Annotated in this window: 17 protein-coding genes; all 17 read right to left on the bottom strand. The window is 43.8% G+C overall.

Going from position 1 to position 18446, the window contains the following annotated elements:
- Positions 1-26 precede the first annotated feature (26 nt).
- The 17 genes from rny to NSQ29_RS08170 all read right to left on the bottom strand — a co-directional run bounded on the left by rny (position 27) and on the right by NSQ29_RS08170 (position 18275).
- Positions 27-1568: a ribonuclease Y gene (rny, locus tag NSQ29_RS08250; RefSeq protein ID WP_042128807.1), complete on the bottom strand. Its 1542-nt coding sequence runs from the start codon at positions 1566-1568 to the stop codon at positions 27-29.
- Positions 1569-1884: 316 nt separating this feature from the next.
- Positions 1885-2616, bottom strand: a complete 732-nt coding sequence (locus NSQ29_RS08245; RefSeq protein ID WP_094870271.1) for a regulatory protein RecX — start codon at positions 2614-2616, stop codon at positions 1885-1887.
- Positions 2617-2781: 165 nt separating this feature from the next.
- Complete coding sequence (recA, locus tag NSQ29_RS08240) at positions 2782-3849, bottom strand: recombinase RecA (protein ID WP_042128809.1); 1068 nt, start codon at positions 3847-3849, stop codon at positions 2782-2784.
- Between the two features lie 299 nt (positions 3850-4148).
- Positions 4149-5435 (bottom strand): competence/damage-inducible protein A, encoded by a 1287-nt coding sequence (locus NSQ29_RS08235; protein WP_042189391.1) that lies wholly within the window; start codon positions 5433-5435, stop codon positions 4149-4151.
- A gap of 109 nt (positions 5436-5544) precedes the next feature.
- A complete protein-coding gene (gene pgsA, locus NSQ29_RS08230; protein ID WP_036688397.1) occupies positions 5545-6132 on the bottom strand; it encodes a CDP-diacylglycerol--glycerol-3-phosphate 3-phosphatidyltransferase in 588 nt (195 codons plus the stop codon).
- A gap of 153 nt (positions 6133-6285) precedes the next feature.
- Entirely contained in the window at positions 6286-6777 is a 492-nt protein-coding gene (locus tag NSQ29_RS08225) for a YajQ family cyclic di-GMP-binding protein (RefSeq protein ID WP_042128814.1), read from the bottom strand.
- Positions 6778-6978: 201 nt separating this feature from the next.
- Positions 6979-7140, bottom strand: coding sequence for a hypothetical protein (locus NSQ29_RS08220; protein WP_179086684.1), 162 nt, complete (start codon positions 7138-7140; stop codon positions 6979-6981).
- Between the two features lie 79 nt (positions 7141-7219).
- Positions 7220-8182: a helix-turn-helix domain-containing protein gene (locus NSQ29_RS08215; RefSeq protein ID WP_340970866.1), complete on the bottom strand. Its 963-nt coding sequence runs from the start codon at positions 8180-8182 to the stop codon at positions 7220-7222.
- A gap of 48 nt (positions 8183-8230) precedes the next feature.
- The gene (locus tag NSQ29_RS08210) at positions 8231-8998 is read right to left on the bottom strand and encodes a DUF3388 domain-containing protein (RefSeq protein ID WP_042128818.1); all 768 of its coding nucleotides are present in this window, start codon (positions 8996-8998) and stop codon (positions 8231-8233) included.
- A gap of 176 nt (positions 8999-9174) precedes the next feature.
- Positions 9175-9438, bottom strand: a complete 264-nt coding sequence (locus NSQ29_RS08205; protein ID WP_042189396.1) for a DUF3243 domain-containing protein — start codon at positions 9436-9438, stop codon at positions 9175-9177.
- A gap of 136 nt (positions 9439-9574) precedes the next feature.
- Positions 9575-10303, bottom strand: a complete 729-nt coding sequence (ymfI, locus tag NSQ29_RS08200; RefSeq protein ID WP_339271710.1) for an elongation factor P 5-aminopentanone reductase — start codon at positions 10301-10303, stop codon at positions 9575-9577.
- A 39-nt stretch (positions 10304-10342) separates the two neighbouring features.
- Positions 10343-11623, bottom strand: a complete 1281-nt coding sequence (gene yfmH, locus NSQ29_RS08195) for an EF-P 5-aminopentanol modification-associated protein YfmH (RefSeq protein WP_076285440.1) — start codon at positions 11621-11623, stop codon at positions 10343-10345.
- A gap of 2 nt (positions 11624-11625) precedes the next feature.
- On the bottom strand, positions 11626-12903 hold the full coding sequence (yfmF, locus tag NSQ29_RS08190; protein ID WP_042189400.1) for an EF-P 5-aminopentanol modification-associated protein YfmF: 1278 nt from the start codon (positions 12901-12903) through the stop codon (positions 11626-11628).
- Between the two features lie 136 nt (positions 12904-13039).
- Positions 13040-13906, bottom strand: coding sequence for a spore cortex-lytic enzyme (gene sleB, locus NSQ29_RS08185; RefSeq protein ID WP_341124762.1), 867 nt, complete (start codon positions 13904-13906; stop codon positions 13040-13042).
- Positions 13907-14556: 650 nt separating this feature from the next.
- Positions 14557-17217 (bottom strand): FtsK/SpoIIIE family DNA translocase, encoded by a 2661-nt coding sequence (locus tag NSQ29_RS08180; RefSeq protein ID WP_341124761.1) that lies wholly within the window; start codon positions 17215-17217, stop codon positions 14557-14559.
- Between the two features lie 78 nt (positions 17218-17295).
- The gene (locus NSQ29_RS08175; RefSeq protein ID WP_042128829.1) at positions 17296-17508 is read right to left on the bottom strand and encodes a YlzJ-like family protein; all 213 of its coding nucleotides are present in this window, start codon (positions 17506-17508) and stop codon (positions 17296-17298) included.
- On the bottom strand, positions 17505-18275 hold the full coding sequence (locus NSQ29_RS08170; RefSeq protein ID WP_094870304.1) for a ClpP family protease: 771 nt from the start codon (positions 18273-18275) through the stop codon (positions 17505-17507). The genes NSQ29_RS08175 and NSQ29_RS08170 overlap by 4 nt, the downstream gene beginning before the upstream one ends.
- Between the last annotated feature and the right edge of the window lie 171 nt (positions 18276-18446).

Below are 18446 nucleotides of genomic sequence, written 5' to 3'. Positions count from 1 at the left end.
TCTTATCCCTTAACCTTATATTCCACCTATTTAGCGTATTCAACAGCCCGTGTCTCACGAATAACGGTAACTTTGATATGTCCTGGATAATCCAGTTCACTTTCAATCATTTTCGTAATATCGCGAGCAAGACGGAATGCCTCTGCATCGTCAATCTTCTCTGGCTGTACCATCACGCGTACCTCACGGCCCGCCTGAATAGCAAATGATTTCTCAACGCCTTCGAATGACTCTGAGATTTCTTCCAGTTTTTCTAGACGTTTAATATACGTTTCCAGTGTTTCACGGCGAGCGCCAGGTCTTGCTGCTGACAATGCATCAGCTGCACCAACCAACATAGCAATAACCGAGGTAGCTTCGCAATCTCCATGATGAGACGCGATACTGTTGATAACAACCGGATGTTCCTTATATTTCTTCGCTAGTTCAACGCCGATCTCAACATGCGATCCTTCTACTTCATGATCCAGCGCTTTGCCGATATCATGGAGCAATCCTGCACGTTTTGCAAGCACGATGTCTTCCCCAAGCTCACCGGCCATCAGTCCAGTTAAATAAGCAACCTCCATGGAGTGCTTCAATACATTTTGACCATAGCTTGTACGGAATTTCAGACGACCCAGAATCTTGATCAAATCTGGATGCAATCCGTGAACACCCACTTCGAAAGTAGCTTGTTCACCATATTCGCGAATTCGTTCGTCCACTTCTTTGCGGGATTTCTCCACCATCTCTTCAATTCGAGCGGGATGGATACGTCCATCTGCCACAAGCTTCTCAAGTGCCGTACGGGCCACTTCACGGCGGATCGGATCAAATCCCGACAAAATAACTGCTTCCGGCGTATCATCAATAATGAGGTCGATACCTGTAAGAGTTTCGAGTGCACGAATATTACGGCCTTCACGACCGATAATCCGCCCCTTCATCTCTTCGTTCGGCAGGGTAACAACTGAAACTGTTGTCTCCGCTACGTGATCAGCTGCACAGCGTTGGATAGCGAGTGTGATGATTTCGCGGGATTTCTTATCCGCTTCCTCTTTCGCCTGCTGTTCAATCTCTTTGATCATTTGAGCCGTTTCATGGCGAACTTCTTGCTCAACATTGCTAAGAATAATACTTCTTGCATCCTCGATGCTTAAATTGGAAATTCTCTCCAATTCAGTGACTTGGTTTTTGTAAATAACATCAATTTGCTGTTGGGTTTCATCAATTCGTTTCTCTTTGTTAGCTACTTGTTCTTCTTTTCTTTCAAGCGATTCCATTTTTTTATCCAGAGATTCTTCCTTTTGCAGCAAACGTCTCTCTTGCCGTTGGATTTCATTCCGACGTTCACGAGTTTCTTTCTCAGCTTCAGTACGGATTCTATGGACTTCGTCCTTAGCTTCCAATACTGTTTCTTTCTTCAGCGCCTCTGCGTCTTTCTTCGCGTTCTCCACGATGACTACGGCTTCTCTTTCTGCGCTTTGAATTTTAGCTTCTGCAAGGGATTTACGAATAAAATAACCGAACCCAAAGAATAATGCAGCTACAACGAGAACGATAATGACCCAGATCCATGCTTGCATCTGTTCACCTCCTCGTTGGTTCCTCTCCAAGGTATATCCCTGGGAATTGTGCAGTTGTTAAACTATCCGTTCATCACCATACAAAAAACCGGTAAATAACCGATTGCCATACTGCACATGCTGCACATGCACACTGCCCGCCTTATCCGGCGATTACATTTCATATGAGTTGTACGCGAACCGTTTTAAAAAGTCACCTTTTTGGGAAGGAAAAAGGATTCTTACTTTATGCCGATTCATGTTATATTTTATTATTTATAAAAAGACATTGTCAAGAGAGTCGATATGCGCATTAATGTCAAGAGAATCAGTGAGTCTAGTAAAATTCCTCATCTTCACCCTCATAATTGTCTTCCTCAAGTAAAGTATTGATCACTTGTCGCACCATATCACCCGAGAATCCACGCCGCATTAAGAAGGCTCCAGTCTTTCTGCGCTTATCTGTGGCTTCACCACGAATAAGATTCCATTTCTTACGACCAATCTGAAGTGCACTCTCTAGTTCTTGTTCAGGACTGACATTCTCCAGTGCTTCCGAGATCAAGGTTTTGTCGATTCCTTTCTCACGTAGCTCTTGGCGAATCCACATTTTCCCTTTTCGCTGGTTCGTAATGCGTTGCTCGGCCCATTGCTTTGCATACAAGGGGTCATCAAGAAATCTTTCCTGCTGTAGCCGTTGCACCACTTCCGCAATAATAGTCTCCCCTATTTCCTTCTGCCGTAAACGGCGAGTCATTTCCATAGCGGTACGTGGCTTCCGTTCTAGATAACGAAGTCCTTCTACATAAGCTCGTTGTCGCTCATCAGCAACAACAATTTCCTCCAAATCGGCTTTCATAAAAGAATTTCCAGTAATCATCCGATATTTAATCATGACGTCTTCGTGTACAGTCATGTTATAGGCTCCGAAATGTATGATGTAGCGGTGGTCCGACTTCTTCTGACGTTCTACCTTAGTAATTTCTAAAAGTTCTCCATCAGGAAAATCAGATAGGACCTGTACGTCCTGCTCATCCGATTCAAAATCCATATCCAGCTGTATTACCATAGTTGCTTGTCACCTCATAGCAATAAAATATCCCCACAAAGTGCGGCTTAACTTCGGTGCGTACTCAGGTACTTTGGGGGGACCCCAAATATATATGTTCTTACACTGTTAAGAAAAGACACCCTGCAACAATGAATCACAGGGCGTCCTATTCCTTAGTAAATTCTATTGTTCGATTTCGAGAAGTAGCTTTTCTTCTTCCTCTTGCTCTGCAATGATTTCCGCTTCATTTGGTGCAGCAACAATAGTGGACAGGTTACTTGCTTCACGGATCTTGTTCTCAATGATAAGTGCAATATCTTGATGTTCTTTCAAGAACTGTTTGGCATTCTCACGTCCTTGACCGAGACGCTCACCCTCATAGGAATACCAAGCACCACTCTTATTCACGATGTCCATTTCAGTACCGATGTCTACAAGACTTCCTTCTCTGGAAATCCCTTCACCATACATGATATCAACATCAGCTTGTTTAAATGGAGGTGCTACCTTATTCTTCACAATCTTGATCTTGGTGCGGTTACCTACAACGTCGTTACCCATCTTAATACTTTCGACACGGCGAACATCCAACCGTACGGAAGAGTAGAATTTCAACGCCCGACCACCCGGTGTTGTCTCAGGGTTACCGAACATAACACCAATTTTCTCACGAAGCTGGTTAATAAAGATAGCAATTGTATTCGATTTACTAATGGCACCAGATAGCTTCCGAAGCGCTTGAGACATCAAACGAGCCTGTAGGCCGACGTGAGAGTCACCCATATCACCTTCGATTTCCGCTTTAGGAACCAACGCAGCTACGGAGTCAACGACAATAATGTCTACTGCACCACTACGGACAAGTGCTTCAGCAATCTCAAGTGCCTGTTCACCCGTATCTGGCTGAGATAGCAACAATTCATCAATGTTTACGCCCAAGTTACGTGCATACTTCGGATCGAGCGCATGCTCAGCATCGATAAATGCAGCTTGTCCTCCTTGTTTTTGCACTTCTGCAATAGCATGAAGAGCAACAGTCGTTTTACCGGAGGATTCAGGTCCGTATACTTCAATAATACGTCCCTTTGGAAGTCCGCCTATACCTAACGCAATATCAAGTGCCAAAGATCCGCTAGGTACAACTTCCACTTGCATATGAGTGGATTCTCCCAGTTTCATGATCGAACCTTTACCAAATTGTTTTTCTATTTGACGAAGCGCCATATCAAGCGCTGCACGACGATCTGACAATCAGACCACTTCCTTCACTGTTTATAATAATATAATAACGTGTTTTTGAGGTCTTGCCAAGCTTTTTTTCGAACATACATTCGTTTTTTTTGTCTCAAGCGTTAATTATCCCTTTTATTGTAAGCCTCCCTCCGGACATAGAAGTTAACTGATTTCTCTACTTCACCGGACATCAACGACTTATGATCAAAACCAAAACAGCGATCAAAATCTCCGCAGATATACAAAAAACCGCAGCAAAGAAATCTCAGTGCCACGGTTCTTCCGTATGTCTCAATTATAACTGGGCTAATCTCCCATTACAAGTCTGAGCCTTCAAGAGGTGTCTCCACCTTCCGTTCCTCAAGTCTGCGCCATAGACGATACAACAGAGCTTTAACAGTACGCAGTCGTATATTTTCACGTGTACCTTTAAGATTAAGCTCGTATACTTCTGTCTTACGCCCGCGTTCAGCTAAACCAATAAATACAAGTCCAACTGGCTTACGTTCAGAATAGCCTGGTCCTGCTACACCAGTTACAGATAAACCGAAATCACTATCTGCGATCATTCTCACCTGATCAGCTAACACCTCGGCAACTTCACGACTAACTGCCCCTGGAGCATCTGGCCCCTCCAAATAAGCACTTGGCACATTCAGAAGTTTTTTCTTCAGGTCGTTGGAATAACAGACGATTCCTCCCGCAAACATCGAAGCACTGCCTGGAATGTTAGTTATACTCTCCATCAGCAAGCCTCCCGTGCAACTCTCTGCCGCACTTAAAGTCAGACCTGCATCCGCCATCCAATCCACAATCAATTGCTCCAGTGGCACATCAATATTTGCATATAAATGTTCTGGCAAAATCTCTTTGATCTGTTTCTCCAGAATCTCCAGCTTCTTGTAAGCTTCATGCTCGGAAGGCGCCTTTGTCGAAATACGAACGGTTACCTCTCCCTCTTTAGCGTAAGGAGCTATGGTTGGGTCTGTCTGGCTGTGAATAAGATCAATGAGCTTATCCTCAAGCAGTGATTCTCCGATACCGGCAAATTTAAGCATTTTAGAATAAAGTGGCATTTCTGTCGTTAGAGCGTGCTGCTGGAGCCACGGTACAGCTTTATCTACGAACATCGGCTTCATCTCGCGAGGCGGACCAGGAAGCACAATATAATATTTTTTTTCATGCTCAAAAGCAATGCCAACAGCAAGACCAATCTCATTTGGCAAAGGTGTAGTTCCTTCAATTATAAGTGCCTGTTTACGATTATTCTCCGTCATTACAATCTTTCGATCATCAAAGAAACGTTGTACATGATCCATTGCCAAGCGATCTATATGAAGTGTGCGACCTAAGGAAGCAGCCAGCGCGTCCTTCGTTAGATCATCTTCTGTAGGACCAATACCACCGGTAAATATGATAACATCCGCTCTGCTTTGAGCGATCTCAATGGCTTGCTGCAAGCGACTGCTGTTATCCCCAACTACGGTTTGAAAATATACATCAATCCCAATAGCAGCTAGCTCAATAGACAAAAACTGGGCATTACTATTTACGATTTGACCGAGCAAAAGCTCCGTGCCTACTGCAATAATCTCCGCTTTCATACCTGGCTTTCGCCTCCTCGTTATAATGTAGATACACTGCTTTTAGGGTTTAAAAAAGGTAATAGGTGCTTTACCTATTACCTCTCCTATATGTAGCTGCCTAAAACGCTTAAGCATTATGCAGCTGTAATAGATCCTTATTCTTCACAAAATAATCAATTCCAGAGTAAATAGTGATCAAGGCTGCAGCCCAGATGGCAATATCGTCTACAGGAATGCTGACGAATTGAAATGGGAAATTATTTAACAACAGCAGTGAGATCGCTACAATTTGTACAACCGTCTTTATCTTACCCCATTTGCTGGCGGCAACCACTTTTCCCTCTAACAATGCTATCTGGCGAAGCCCGGTTACTGCGAACTCACGACTAATGATAACAATTGCGATCCATGAATCACATCTGCCCAATTCCACAAGTGAAATCAGAACTGCAGAAACTAACAGCTTGTCCGCTAACGGATCAAGGAGCTTACCGAGATTGGTGACCATATTATATTTCCTTGCTATGTAGCCGTCTATTCCATCTGTGCTCGCTGCAAGCAAAAAGATTACAGCTGCCACCAAATGATTAACAGATAGCTGAAAAGAGCCCCAATGTATCGGTTCTGGATAAAAACTGAAATCCACCAGTAAGAAAAACATCATAATCGGGATCAGGCAAATACGTGCTAGCGTGATGCGGTTGGGCAAATTCACTGAAGTTCCTCCCCTAAATCGTTCATACAAATTGCCTGAGTCAGGCTCATCTATTTCTACTTAAGCAAGTATATTATAGCTATAAATAGGTGTCAAAAAAAATACAAAGCACCCCGCATAATGGCGCTGATAAGCACTGCGGGGTACAAAATGCTATTTTAAGTTGTTGAACTGCAGGTCCAGCGGCAAATCAGCTTTACGCAAAATCTGGATAATTTGTTGTAAATCATCGCGACTCTTACCAGTTACACGGATCTGATCTCCTTGAATCTGGCTCTTCACCTTCAATTTCGAATCACGAATCAGGATGTTAATTTTTTTTGCGTTCTCCTGATCAATTCCTTGCTTAAGACCTAAACGCTGACGAACACTACCCAGAGAAGCAGGCTCCACTTTGCCGAAATCCAAGTTTTTCAGCGTGATACCTCTCTTCACCATCTTCGATTGTAAAATATCAATAACAGCGTTTAACTTATATTCGTCCTCAGAGGCGATAATAAGTGCGTCTTTCTCCAGCTTCAGACTACTCTTGCTGTTCTTAAAGTCAAAGCGGTTGTCAATTTCTTTCTCTGTTTGGTGGATCGCATTGGTTAATTCCTGCATATCCATTTTAGATACGATATCAAATGAACTTTCTGAACTCATAACTACACGTCCTTTGTACTTTTTAGTCTGCTACTATTATAAAAGAATGATACCCTTAAGTCTAATATTGGATAATATGTACCTCACCCGACACAGAAAACAGCCCCACATAGTGGAGCTTTTCCTTCGAAATGAGTTGTGTTTCAGGTAGAAATACGTCTCCAATGGAAAATATCCTTGGAGACGCACATTCTAAATTCTCTATCTGCTTCGAAGCGGGCTTCGAAACATATCCAGAATTCCAAGCACGATATGTGCAAGACCGAACCCGAGAATTCCATAACCCCAAGCACTTGGTGTCATATAGTATCCGATAAGACTGACAACAACCCCAAGTCCAGCTACAATCCAGCTAACAATCATGAATGTACACCCCACTTTGGCTAAGAACTAGAAACAGTCTTATGTTCCCCGCAAAGCCAAAGTCTATGCATCATTTTTCTTATTGGCCTGTTTCATTAGTCTGGTCGGTAGTATCGGTGGTGCCTTCATTCTGGGTCGTTTCACTTCCTGTACCATCATCCAGATTAAGTAGCAGACGAGATGAGGTCTTTTCATCCGTAATTACTTGTCCATTGACAGTAATCTCAGTAGCTGGTGAATAACCAGATTTAATATACATTCCTTCACTTCCAAGCACAAAGCTCATACGATCTCCTGCCGCTGTGTTACCAAATGAGAGTTTTTCACCTTTAGAGTTCTCACCTTTATACACCTCAAGCCAGCTTACCCCAGTAGCTGAAATCTCAACCTTCACTTCACTTCCAGCCGGAGCTGAAACCTTGAATTTTGTTGTTTTTCCTGCTTTCCCATCCGGTGTAACTGTAATGGATTGCGGGGAAGGCGTAGGTGTTGGTAATGGCGTTGGCTCTGCAGTAGGTTCAGTTGTTGCTTCTGTTCCTGCCGAAGAAGTTGGCGCCACAACTCCACCTCCTGAAGCCGGTGGAGATGTTTTAGCAGTCGTAGGATCCTGCTGTTCATTCGTCAGATTCGTCTGATCAATCTGATCAGGATCCGGTTTGTTCAAACTAGATGCATAAATGTAAATCACAACAATAATTAATATTGGAAATGTCCACATTAGCACTGTTGGCAGCCATTTTGCATTCCGTTCGGTTTCTGGTCTACGGCTGCGTTTTTGAATCACCGTTTCCATGGCTGTGTCTTCGGGAGGGGCAGGTACATTCCCATGCTCCTCTAGCAGTTCGTCAGGACTCATCCCTACTGCCTCTGCGTACGTTTTGATAAACGCCCTAACATAAAAACTTCCTGGAAGCACCTTATAGTCTCCAGACTCGATGGCTTCCAAATACTTTTTGCGAATTTTCGTTACTTCCTGGACATCGTCAAGACTCATCCCTTTTTGCAGACGCGCCTCTTTCAATTGCCGGCCCAGTTCCGACATACCATCACCTCCTGTAAATTTCAATGAATATCATTGTTCATTCTTGTTCTATAAATCATCACTGTAGCTAGTCGTAAACGACTCGTACAATATTTCTTCATTTGGATTATTGCGAAGCTCGATAATAATATCAAAATCATCAAAGGTGTACTCAGATTCCCGCACAAAAATATCTGGATGCTCGATCACTTTCGTGCTTGGCATACTCATAACATTTTGTAATAAATTATAATGCTTCTCATTAGAGCGGATCGTACTAACAATACCATCAATGATAAATACATTATGTGGGTTCATCTCATCTTCTGCTAATTGACTTCGAACCGTCTGACGTAAAAGTGTCGAGGAGACAAATGTCCAACGCTTCATCGCGCAGACACTGCCAGCAATAATTGATTCCGTCTTTCCTACACGGGGCATACCTCGAAGTCCTATTACCTGATTTCCATCTTTTTTAAACAGTTCCCCGAGAAAATCGACCAATAGACCAAGCTCATCCCGAGTAAAACGAAACGTCTTCCGATCATCTGAATCCCGTTCAATATATCGCCCATGGCGCACAGCCAGCTTGTCTACGAGTCTTGGAGACCGCAGAGCTGAAACTGTAATATTATCAACTTTCTTGAGCATTTCGCCCATCAGCATTATTTTGTCATCGTCATTGGTCTCCAGCAACATTCCTCGAGTCTTTCCTTCAACGCCATTAATCGTCAGAATGTTGACTTCTAGCATCCCTAACATTGAAGCGATATCACCAAGCAGACCGGGTCTGTTCTTGTGAATCTTGTATTCCATATACCATTGTTTATATTCCACTTGTACACCTCATAGATTCCTTTTCCCGCACTTTGATATACATCAAAAAAATGCCGTTCAGACAAAGCGGTCTGAAACACGGGTCATGTTAATGATATATAAAATAAAAATGAAAGGCAAGGTCAGTCCTGTAATAATTGCAGAAAAGCTCCCACAAGGGGAGCTTTTCCGCAAGCTTAGGCGTGATTTTTCGCCAACTTGACCATGAGTTTAGCAATCGTCTGCTTTTCTTCATCGTTGCCGACGTCCCATAGCTCTTTGATTGCACGGTTTTGAGTGTTTGCTGGATCCACTTTTTCATCGAGGAATTCCCCAATTTCAAAAGCCAGCTTTGAGATTGTGTCTTCACTCATCCCAAGTTTCTCCGCCTGTACAACTCGTTTTCCCAGAAATTTCTTCCAGGTGTCAAAATTTTTGATTACGCTATCTTCTTGTGTCATCTTAAATCCTCCTTCATGTTTACGGTCAAACACCTGCATACAGGCTGTAAGCCGCCTTACGTGAGATTTAAAAACAACACTTATAATATGTCTTAGAAGCTAAGTTATTATGCTGGAGCTTTTCTCCAACTGAAGATCAGGTAATCCATCCACCATTTGGACTAATAATCTGACCAGTGATATACCCGGACTCAGGCAAAGCCAAAAAATAAATTAGTGAAGATATTTCATTTGGCGTAGCCAAACGCCCTACTGGAATCTCATCCTCCAGCATCCGGACTTCATCCTCCTGTAAATTGGACAGCATGTTCGTATTAACAGCTCCTGGAGCTACCGCGTTAACAGTTACACCAGATGGAGCCAACTCTTTAGCTAAAGCCTTTGTAAAGGCATTCACTCCACCCTTGCTAGCCGAATAAGCTACTTCGCAAGAAGCTCCAGTGATTCCCCATACGGAAGAAACGTTGATGATACGACCATAACGTTGCGATACCATATACGGCATAAAGATCTGACTGCACATATAGGTTCCCTTCAAGTTAATGGACATAATGTCATCCCATTCCTCTTCGGTCACATCAGCTAGCATTCCGTAATGCGATTTACCGGCATTATTGACGAGAATATCCGGCTGCATCCCATTACTCTCAAGCTTTTCCGCCATACGTACTATCTGACTACGATCCTTCATATCCGCGTTTACTGTCATTACCTTTGCGCCAAGGGCCATACAACGCCGAGCGACATCATTCGCAGCTTCATGTGAGTGTCTGTAATGAATAACTATATTCATCCCCACAGAAGCAAATCGTTCCGCAATGGCGCCGCCGATCCCTCCGCTTCCCCCTGTAATGAGCACTGTCATTTCCCCTAGTGGTTTGCTGCTCTCTCCCAAAACGCTCACCTAAGGACTCACCACCAATGAAACGGCAAGCTGTTCCCAGTTTACATGGGCTTGCAGACGCTCATTTACTTCTGCCAGAGTGATCGATTCATACATAGGCAGAACTTCAAACAGGTCACCACCACGGAACTGGTAGCGTGTAAATTCATGTGCGATACTTTCAGGGGAGTTCAGCATGCGCAAATAACCGCCAATTTTCTTTTTCCGTGCCCGCTCGAAATCCTTCTCCGCAAAGCCAGACTTTAAGATTAGATCTACTTCTTCTTTAATTCGTTTTAAAAGCAAGTCCGGATCCTTTGTATCCCCACCCATTGCAGAAAAAGCATACTGCGGAGAACTATTAAATTCATGTCCAAAGCTGTCCGAGATCAATTCCTCATCATAAAGCTTTTGATACAATGCTGTGCTACTACCTACCAACAAATCGAGCATTAGCTTCGTTATCAGGTCGCGTTTCAGAGAAGCTTCACCTGTTAGATCTTCTACTTTTTCCTTGAAACCAAACATGATTTTCGGCATCGAAACAGCAAGCTTGCTTTCTAGCCGTTTTGTAGCGACTTGTTCGGGTTCATCTTCAAAAATACGCTTGATTTCACCCTGCTTGCCGTAGGTTTTACCCTTTTGGTTAGCGCGAATCAAGGAAAATACTTTCTCCGGGTCCACACCCCCAACCACGAACAACAACATATTGCTAGGGTGATAAAAAGCGTTATAACATGTGTACAGCGTTTCTTTAGTGATCGTACTAATCGATTCTACCGTACCTGCAATGTCAATCCGAACCGGATGCTTCGAATACATTGCTTCAATAAGGCCAAAATACACGCGCCAGTCCGGATTATCAGCATACATATTGATTTCTTGACCAATAATTCCCTTTTCCTTTTCTACATTCTCATCTGTAAAATAAGGTCGCTGAACAAAATCAACGAGCGTACTAAGATTGGTCTCTATATTTTCTGTTGCTGAGAAAAGATAAACTGTCTGATCAAAGCTTGTAAAAGCATTGGCCGAGGCTCCATTTGAAGCAAAGGTAGCAAAAATATCGCCTTCTGGCTCTTCGAACATTTTGTGCTCTAAAAAGTGAGCTATACCATCAGGAACAGTGGTCTCTTCTCCACCTGCGACATGAAAATGATTGTCAACGGAACCGTATTTAGTTGCAAATGTAGCATAGGTCTTTTTGAAGGTTGGTTTCGGCAACACATATACCTGAAGTCCGTTATCCATGACCTCATGATAAATGGTCTCTTGAAGTCTGTCGTAATGAATTTGTTCCATCGTTATTCCTCCTTTCCTGTCAAGAAATATATCGTATCCAGCTGAAAGGTTTCAGCGGCAGCTTTTACATCTTCAGCACCGATTTGTTCCACCTGCTCCAATAGCTGATCCGCTGTCCGTTCTTTTCCTGACAACTGGCGGTTGAAATCGTAAGAGATCATTTCAAAAGCAGAATCCGGAATCTCGGAAAGCTGATTGCGGATCATAGCTTTGGTCTGACTCAGTTCCAGATCACTGATATTGCCAGCTTTCATCTCTTCCAATTGCTTCTCTATAATGTCCACGGCTTTGCCGTAATTTTGCGTTTCGATACCTGATTGAATCGTTCCAATGCCCTTGTGGCCGTCATAACGAGACGAAGCATAATAGGCAAGGCTTGCCTTCTCACGTACGTTAACGAAGAGTTTAGAGTGGGGATACCCTCCTAATATTCCGTTGTACATAAGTGCGGACGCGTAATTATCATCCTTATAAGTAATAGAGGTGCGTAGACCCAGGTTCAACTTGCCCTGACTGACATCCAGCTTCTCTTCTACAGTCCGCACCTCATTAACTGATACAGGTACGAACTTAGAGCTATATAAGCCCACCTCGGACTGAACCCGACCGAAATGACGCTGTACAAGCTTTTCTACTTCCTCAGCTGTAGTGTCACCCACTACATAGAGATCAAGGATGGCATCATCCAGCCAGGAATTATACGATTCATACAAACTTTTCGGAGTGATTTGATCCAGATCCGCTCTTTGCCCCAGAGGGTGAAGACGATATGGCTCGTTACGGCACATTTCCTCAATACAGCGCTCAGCAGCGTAACGTATCTTGTCATTTACGATGGACTCCAGCTTCTTGCGAACGGTTTCACGCTCCGTTGCAACATACGAAGGTCGGAAGCTGCCGTCTTCAACTAATGGACGAGTCAGTACTTCACCTAAGAAAGCGAAGGATTGTTCAAGTAAGCTCTCCTGGCTTTGCACAAAAGAGTCATTAATAGTATCCATGCGGAACTGAACGATTTGATAATCGCCTCTTTTATAAATATCAAACCCGAATCCAGCGCCATACAGTTCCTCCAAACGCTCGCGGAATTGTGTGGTCTCCGGATAAGTCGCGGTACCTCTGCGAAGCACGAATGGAGCTAGTGCAGTAGAGGTTACTGTATTCTCATCAAGTGGGATCCCAGCATAAAGTGAGATCGCGTAGGTCTTAAATGCCTTGGTTGGCATAACGTGAATGCGCAAGCCTCCTACGGTGCCATGCTGAAATACATTATTAGTCAAGTCCAAAACTCCTTTACGGCGTGGATAGTTGCTCTACATCATGTTTATGAATTATTAACCATTCTAAACCATTCCAAAGTAAGGAAGCAACCGGAAGCCTCTTCCCGGTTGCTCTCTGAATTCTCTATCCTTCTTTTTACATACAGAAAATATGCTGACCAATCGTCTTCACCTGAGGACGGGTCCAAATCCATTTAGAGGTCGCTGTTTTAGGGTTGAAGTAATACAAACATCCACCTGAAGGGTCCCAACCATTGAGTGCTTGCTGCACTGCTTTACGTGCTTGCTCATTGGGCTCCAAATAGATCTGACCATCGGCCACAGCTGTAAATGCTCCCGGTTGAAAAATAACGCCAGACGGCGTATTCGGGAAACTAGGTGAGTTCACACGGTTTAAAATGACCGCAGCAACAGCAACCTGACCTTCGAAAGGCTCACCTCTGGCTTCTCCATACACGGCATTAGCCATGATTTTCAGATCATTCTCCGATAAGCCCAAAGAATTACCTGAAGACAATCCTGGCGAATTCGTTTTATTGGACGTATTTGTTTTATTACCAGTGTTATTCTGTGCTGTCTTATTTCCCGTGCCCGTAGAAGGCTCAGTCGGCTTCCAGTTCTTCGTGGCGTTATACAGCTTCAGCTTAGTTTTGGCACCCACAATGCCATCAGACTTCATTCCGAATTTCCATTGAAACCAAGTTACTGCATTCTTCGTTTTTGGCCCAAAATGACTGTCTATTTTTCCGGCATAATAACCTAAATGCTTTAATCGCCCCTGCAATTCATAGACATCCTGACCCGTGGACCCAAGTTTAATGGGTGTTGTACTGAAAGCCGGCAAGGCTTCTTCGTCAGGATTATTTAACTCGTGGACAAATGACGCAGCAGCACTTTGCTTGGTCTGAACAATGCCATTCCCCTTGAAAAACGTTCCTGCAAACGGCGCGGCAGCAAGTGCAAGAGTTAAAGCAGCAAATATCCACATCTTTTGTTTCTTCATAGGGTTCGCTCTACCTTTCTTTTGTAAGTTCTGCATGGATGGCTAAAGTTATTATGACGACTGTCAGCGCATCCTATGCATTACTAAAAAAGAAGAAATAGCTTTTCATTATAATTGAGAATAATTATCAACTATATTCGAAATAAGAAAACCATGGAGTTGATATGAATCATGAATTTAAAGGACCACATTTTACTGTGGAACCACGCATGAATTGAAATTATAGATATACGTCATACTTTTCAACATTTAAGTGATATGAATTCACAATAGTCCAAGTAACAGTTCGCACTTTTAGGGAAAAACTCCCTGAAAATAGTGGATATTCTCTGATAATGAATGGAATTAGGGAATTCCTCCCTAAAAATCAGGCCAATTCCTTTATTTCTTACCAAAATTAATAAATTATAGGGAGCTTTTCCCTAATTATAAGTCTGAGAACCAATAATCTCAGAATTTCAGGGAGAAATTCCCTAATTATTTTAATGAAGCTTCACTCGGAGCCTCATTCGTAGCTTCACTAAAGCCATTATTTGAAGTGTCATTTACACTTCTTCAGCACGAGTAAGGGGCCGTCCCCAAGTAGTACAAACTACTTGGGGACGACCCCTTTTTACTGTCTATTTAAGGTTTAAACTGACTTGTTCAGCTTAAGAACTGATCTTGTTATGCTGATACTGCTCAAGTGATACAAGCACCTCACGCGGCTTGCTGCCCTCGTAAGGCCCTATTACCCCACGAGCCTCCATAGAGTCAATCAAACGGGCTGCACGGGTGTAACCAACCCTCATCCGGCGCTGTAGTAGCGAGACTGAAGCTTGCTTCGCTTCAAGCACGATCGTTACGGCCTGCTCATATAACTCATCCTGTGGCTCCTGGTCTTCAGCGATTGTGTCATCAACCTCTGGAACAATGGACTCATCATATTCTGCTTCACCTTGACTGCTGACATATTGAACGATCGTCTCAACCTCTTGATCGCTCATAAAGGCACCCTGCACACGAATCGGTTTAGAAGCTCCCATCGGTAAGAACAGCATGTCTCCCCGACCTAACAGCTTCTCCGCACCTGGCATATCCAGAATGGTACGTGAGTCGACATTGGAAGATACGCCGAAAGCGATACGAGATGGAATATTCGCCTTAATCAAACCTGTAATGACATCCACGGAAGGACGCTGAGTGGCGATAATTAGATGTATACCAGCTGCACGCGCCATCTGTGCAAGCCGACAGATAGCATCCTCTACATCGTTAGCGGCAACCATCATCAAATCCGCAAGCTCGTCCACAATAACAACGATATACGGAAGTATAGCAGCTGGGTTCTCAGCCATCAGCTTATTATAGCCTTCCATGTTGCGTGTACCTGATTTGGAGAAGAGTTCATACCTTTTCTCCATTTCCACAACAATCTTCTTTAAAGCTAAGCTCGCCCGCTTCGGATCAGTAACGACTGGAGCCAGAAGATGCGGAATCCCATTATAGACATTCAGCTCTACCATCTTCGGGTCCACCATCAGGAATTTGACTTCATCAGGTTTAGCTTTGTATAAAATACTCGTAATAATCCCGTTAATACAAACCGATTTACCAGAACCCGTTGCACCAGCCACCAATAAATGGGGCATCTTCGCTAAATTACCGATAATCGTCTGACCCGAAATATCACGTCCAAAAGCAATCGATAATCTGGATTCAGCTTCCTGAAAGATCTGTGTCTCCATAACTTCACGCATGGTCACAATAGACACTTCGGAATTCGGTACCTCTATCCCAATGGCTGATTTACCCGGAATTGGCGCCTCCATACGTATATCTTTGGCTGCAAGAGCAAGCGCAATGTCATCCGTCAGATTAACAATGCGGCTAACTTTGACACCGATATCCGGCTGAATCTCATACCGTGTAACCGCTGGACCTCTAACTACTTCGAGAACCTTTGCTCTAACACCGAAACTCTCTAGGGTAGCTTCTAGCTTACGGGCGGTCTGCATATAATCATTCTGATCTCCCGCTTTGCCGCTGTTGTTAGGTTTGGCTAAAAGTCGGAAAGATGGCAGCTTATAAGGTTTTGGTGGAGGTGGTGCCGGTGGAGCAGGAATGATCTGTCCATCAGGAGTAGCGCTTAGCAATCCATCCAAGTCTATAGTCACATTCTCCTCAGGCTCATCTGAAGGCTGTTGACTAACTGGATTAACCCCGGCAACAGGAGCTTTGACGGTAACACCACGAGCTGCTGGAGAGAATTCACTCCATTCCTCCCGATCTTCCTCATTCAGCCCTTCTGAGCGGATATGCTCAAAGAAGTCGCGAATAATTGGAGTCACAGGTTCCATATCCATATCTGCATCATCAAAATCATGATGGATATCCTCAAGTGGAGTCACACGACTATCTTCTGAAAGCCCAGAAATGATCGGACCGTGCGAAGCACTTGTTACAATTGGACCTTGATCATCATCCTCAGAATCGGCTTCCGCCTCTGAACGGGTGGAGCCTGTGAACCAACCGGATATTTTTTTCAATAGAACAGGTTGCTTACGATTAGGTAAATATCGATCGTCTTCTTCCTCTTCGTCATCTTCGTCATAGACAGGCTGCTTCACCGGCCGAGTCTTTGCGGGTGCGGCTGCTTTGGAAGGTCTAGCAGCTACTGGGACTGCCTTCGGACGGTTTGCCGCATGGAGACGAATCCCCTCCACAAACTTAACCGTACGAACTCGCAAAAGAGTAATAATCTCTACATAGGAGAGATTTGTAATTAACATAAAGCTGATGGCAAGCATAACGATCATGAGCAGCTTAGCTCCCAGACTACCAAAGAGCCACAGCAGTGCAGCATACTCCAATCCACCGATATATCCACCACTTATATCCTTACCCAGCATATAGACATTACTATTGTTAACACCGGGCGAAAGAGATCCCGAAAGATCATTATGTATTTGTGTCATCACGTTGCCAGGATGGAGCAAGGACAACGGGCCAAGCTTCTGCTCCATTGCAGAAATAGTGCTCATAAGGCACATGGATAGCAGAAGCAGAAGCACGCCTGTATGTCGACTGTTCCAAGAAGAAGGCCATCTTCGATGGATCATAACCATAAGCCCATAAAAAATACCAATAAGCGGCAACACAAAATAAAATCTCCCTAATAAATAACCCGCCATACTTGAAAGTGACCGTCCTACCGCCGCTTCACCAGACAGAGCAATAACGGATATCGTTATTAGTAAAATTCCGTAAATTTCATATTTTAAAACGCTGCCGAGCAGCGCTTTTTTCTTTTTCTTTTTTCGTTTAGCCACGCCAGCCACCCCCGGAACAACATTATACCATATAATGGCGTGGCGTACCTATGTTCTCTTTTGTCAAAAAATGAATCTTTATGTTAACGTAATTATCGCTCCAGGAGAGAACGACGGATCTAAATATCGCTCCAAAGGACAATCCAGCAATCTTACTATGCGCGCGCGTCCTTCCTCCATCGGCTCAACCTGCATGAGCATCCCCTGAACACTTACTTCTCGCGTTGTAGCGTAATTATTAAACGCCCCCTCCCAGACCTGTTCCATCGACATTATCGTATAGAGTGTCATTGCGTAAGCCCTCCCGAAATCGCTGCTGTAGGCGCTGCAGAGAAATCTCCACCAATCATGCGGTTAAGATGCGCTAAGGCAGCTCCGATCCCGCCCACCTCATCCATGAGACCATATTTAACAGCGTCCAACCCCCCAACGGCTGTTCCAATATCACGATTGAGCTCACCTGTTTTAAACATGAGGTCACGGAACTGTTCTTCAGAAATCCGAGAATGAGAAGTAACGAATTTCACTACACGCTCCTGCATTTTTTCCATATATTCGAACGTCTGTGGCACTCCAATTACTAAGCCATTCATACGAATCGGATGTATCGTCATTGTTGCACTTTCCGCAATAATTGAATACGTAGAGGATACAGCGATCGGAACGCCAATACTATGGCCCCCTCCAATGACTACTGTTACCGTTGGTTTAGAGAGCGAAGAAATCATTTCGGCAATCGCTAGACCAGCTTCTACATCTCCACCAACAGTATTTAAAATAATAAGCAGACCTTTAATATTCTTATTCTGTTCAGCTGCCACCAGCTGGGGAATGATATGTTCGTATTTCGTCGTTTTGTTCTGAGGAGGCATTACAATATGGCCTTCAATCTGACCGATGATCGTTATGCAAAAGATATCCGGTTCACCCGTAGGAACCGCTGTTTGTCCAAGCTCTTTAAGTGCACCCATTGTAGTGGGCGGCATGTTTTCATTTGTACTTGGATTTCCCTCTTGTGGTATAACTTCCTCATTCTTTGCTCCATTTGATCCATTCATGTAGTTCATTTTCGCAGCTCTCCCTTTTCTTATGCAGCTCTGGTCTGCTATAGCCTTACTAACTTTCATTAGTATGACATTTCAGGGCCCCGCATTATGCAAACCTCTCCTCATGATGTGAATATAAACAATACAAAAACCCCTTTTCCCGTAGAAACCGTCCAATATTTC

It is taken from the genome of Paenibacillus sp. FSL F4-0236 (genome assembly GCF_038000135.1).
Lineage (GTDB): Bacteria > Bacillota > Bacilli > Paenibacillales > Paenibacillaceae > Paenibacillus_AQ.
The sequence above is the reverse complement of the archived record's forward strand: the minus strand, read 5'-3'. Positions and strand labels throughout refer to the sequence as shown.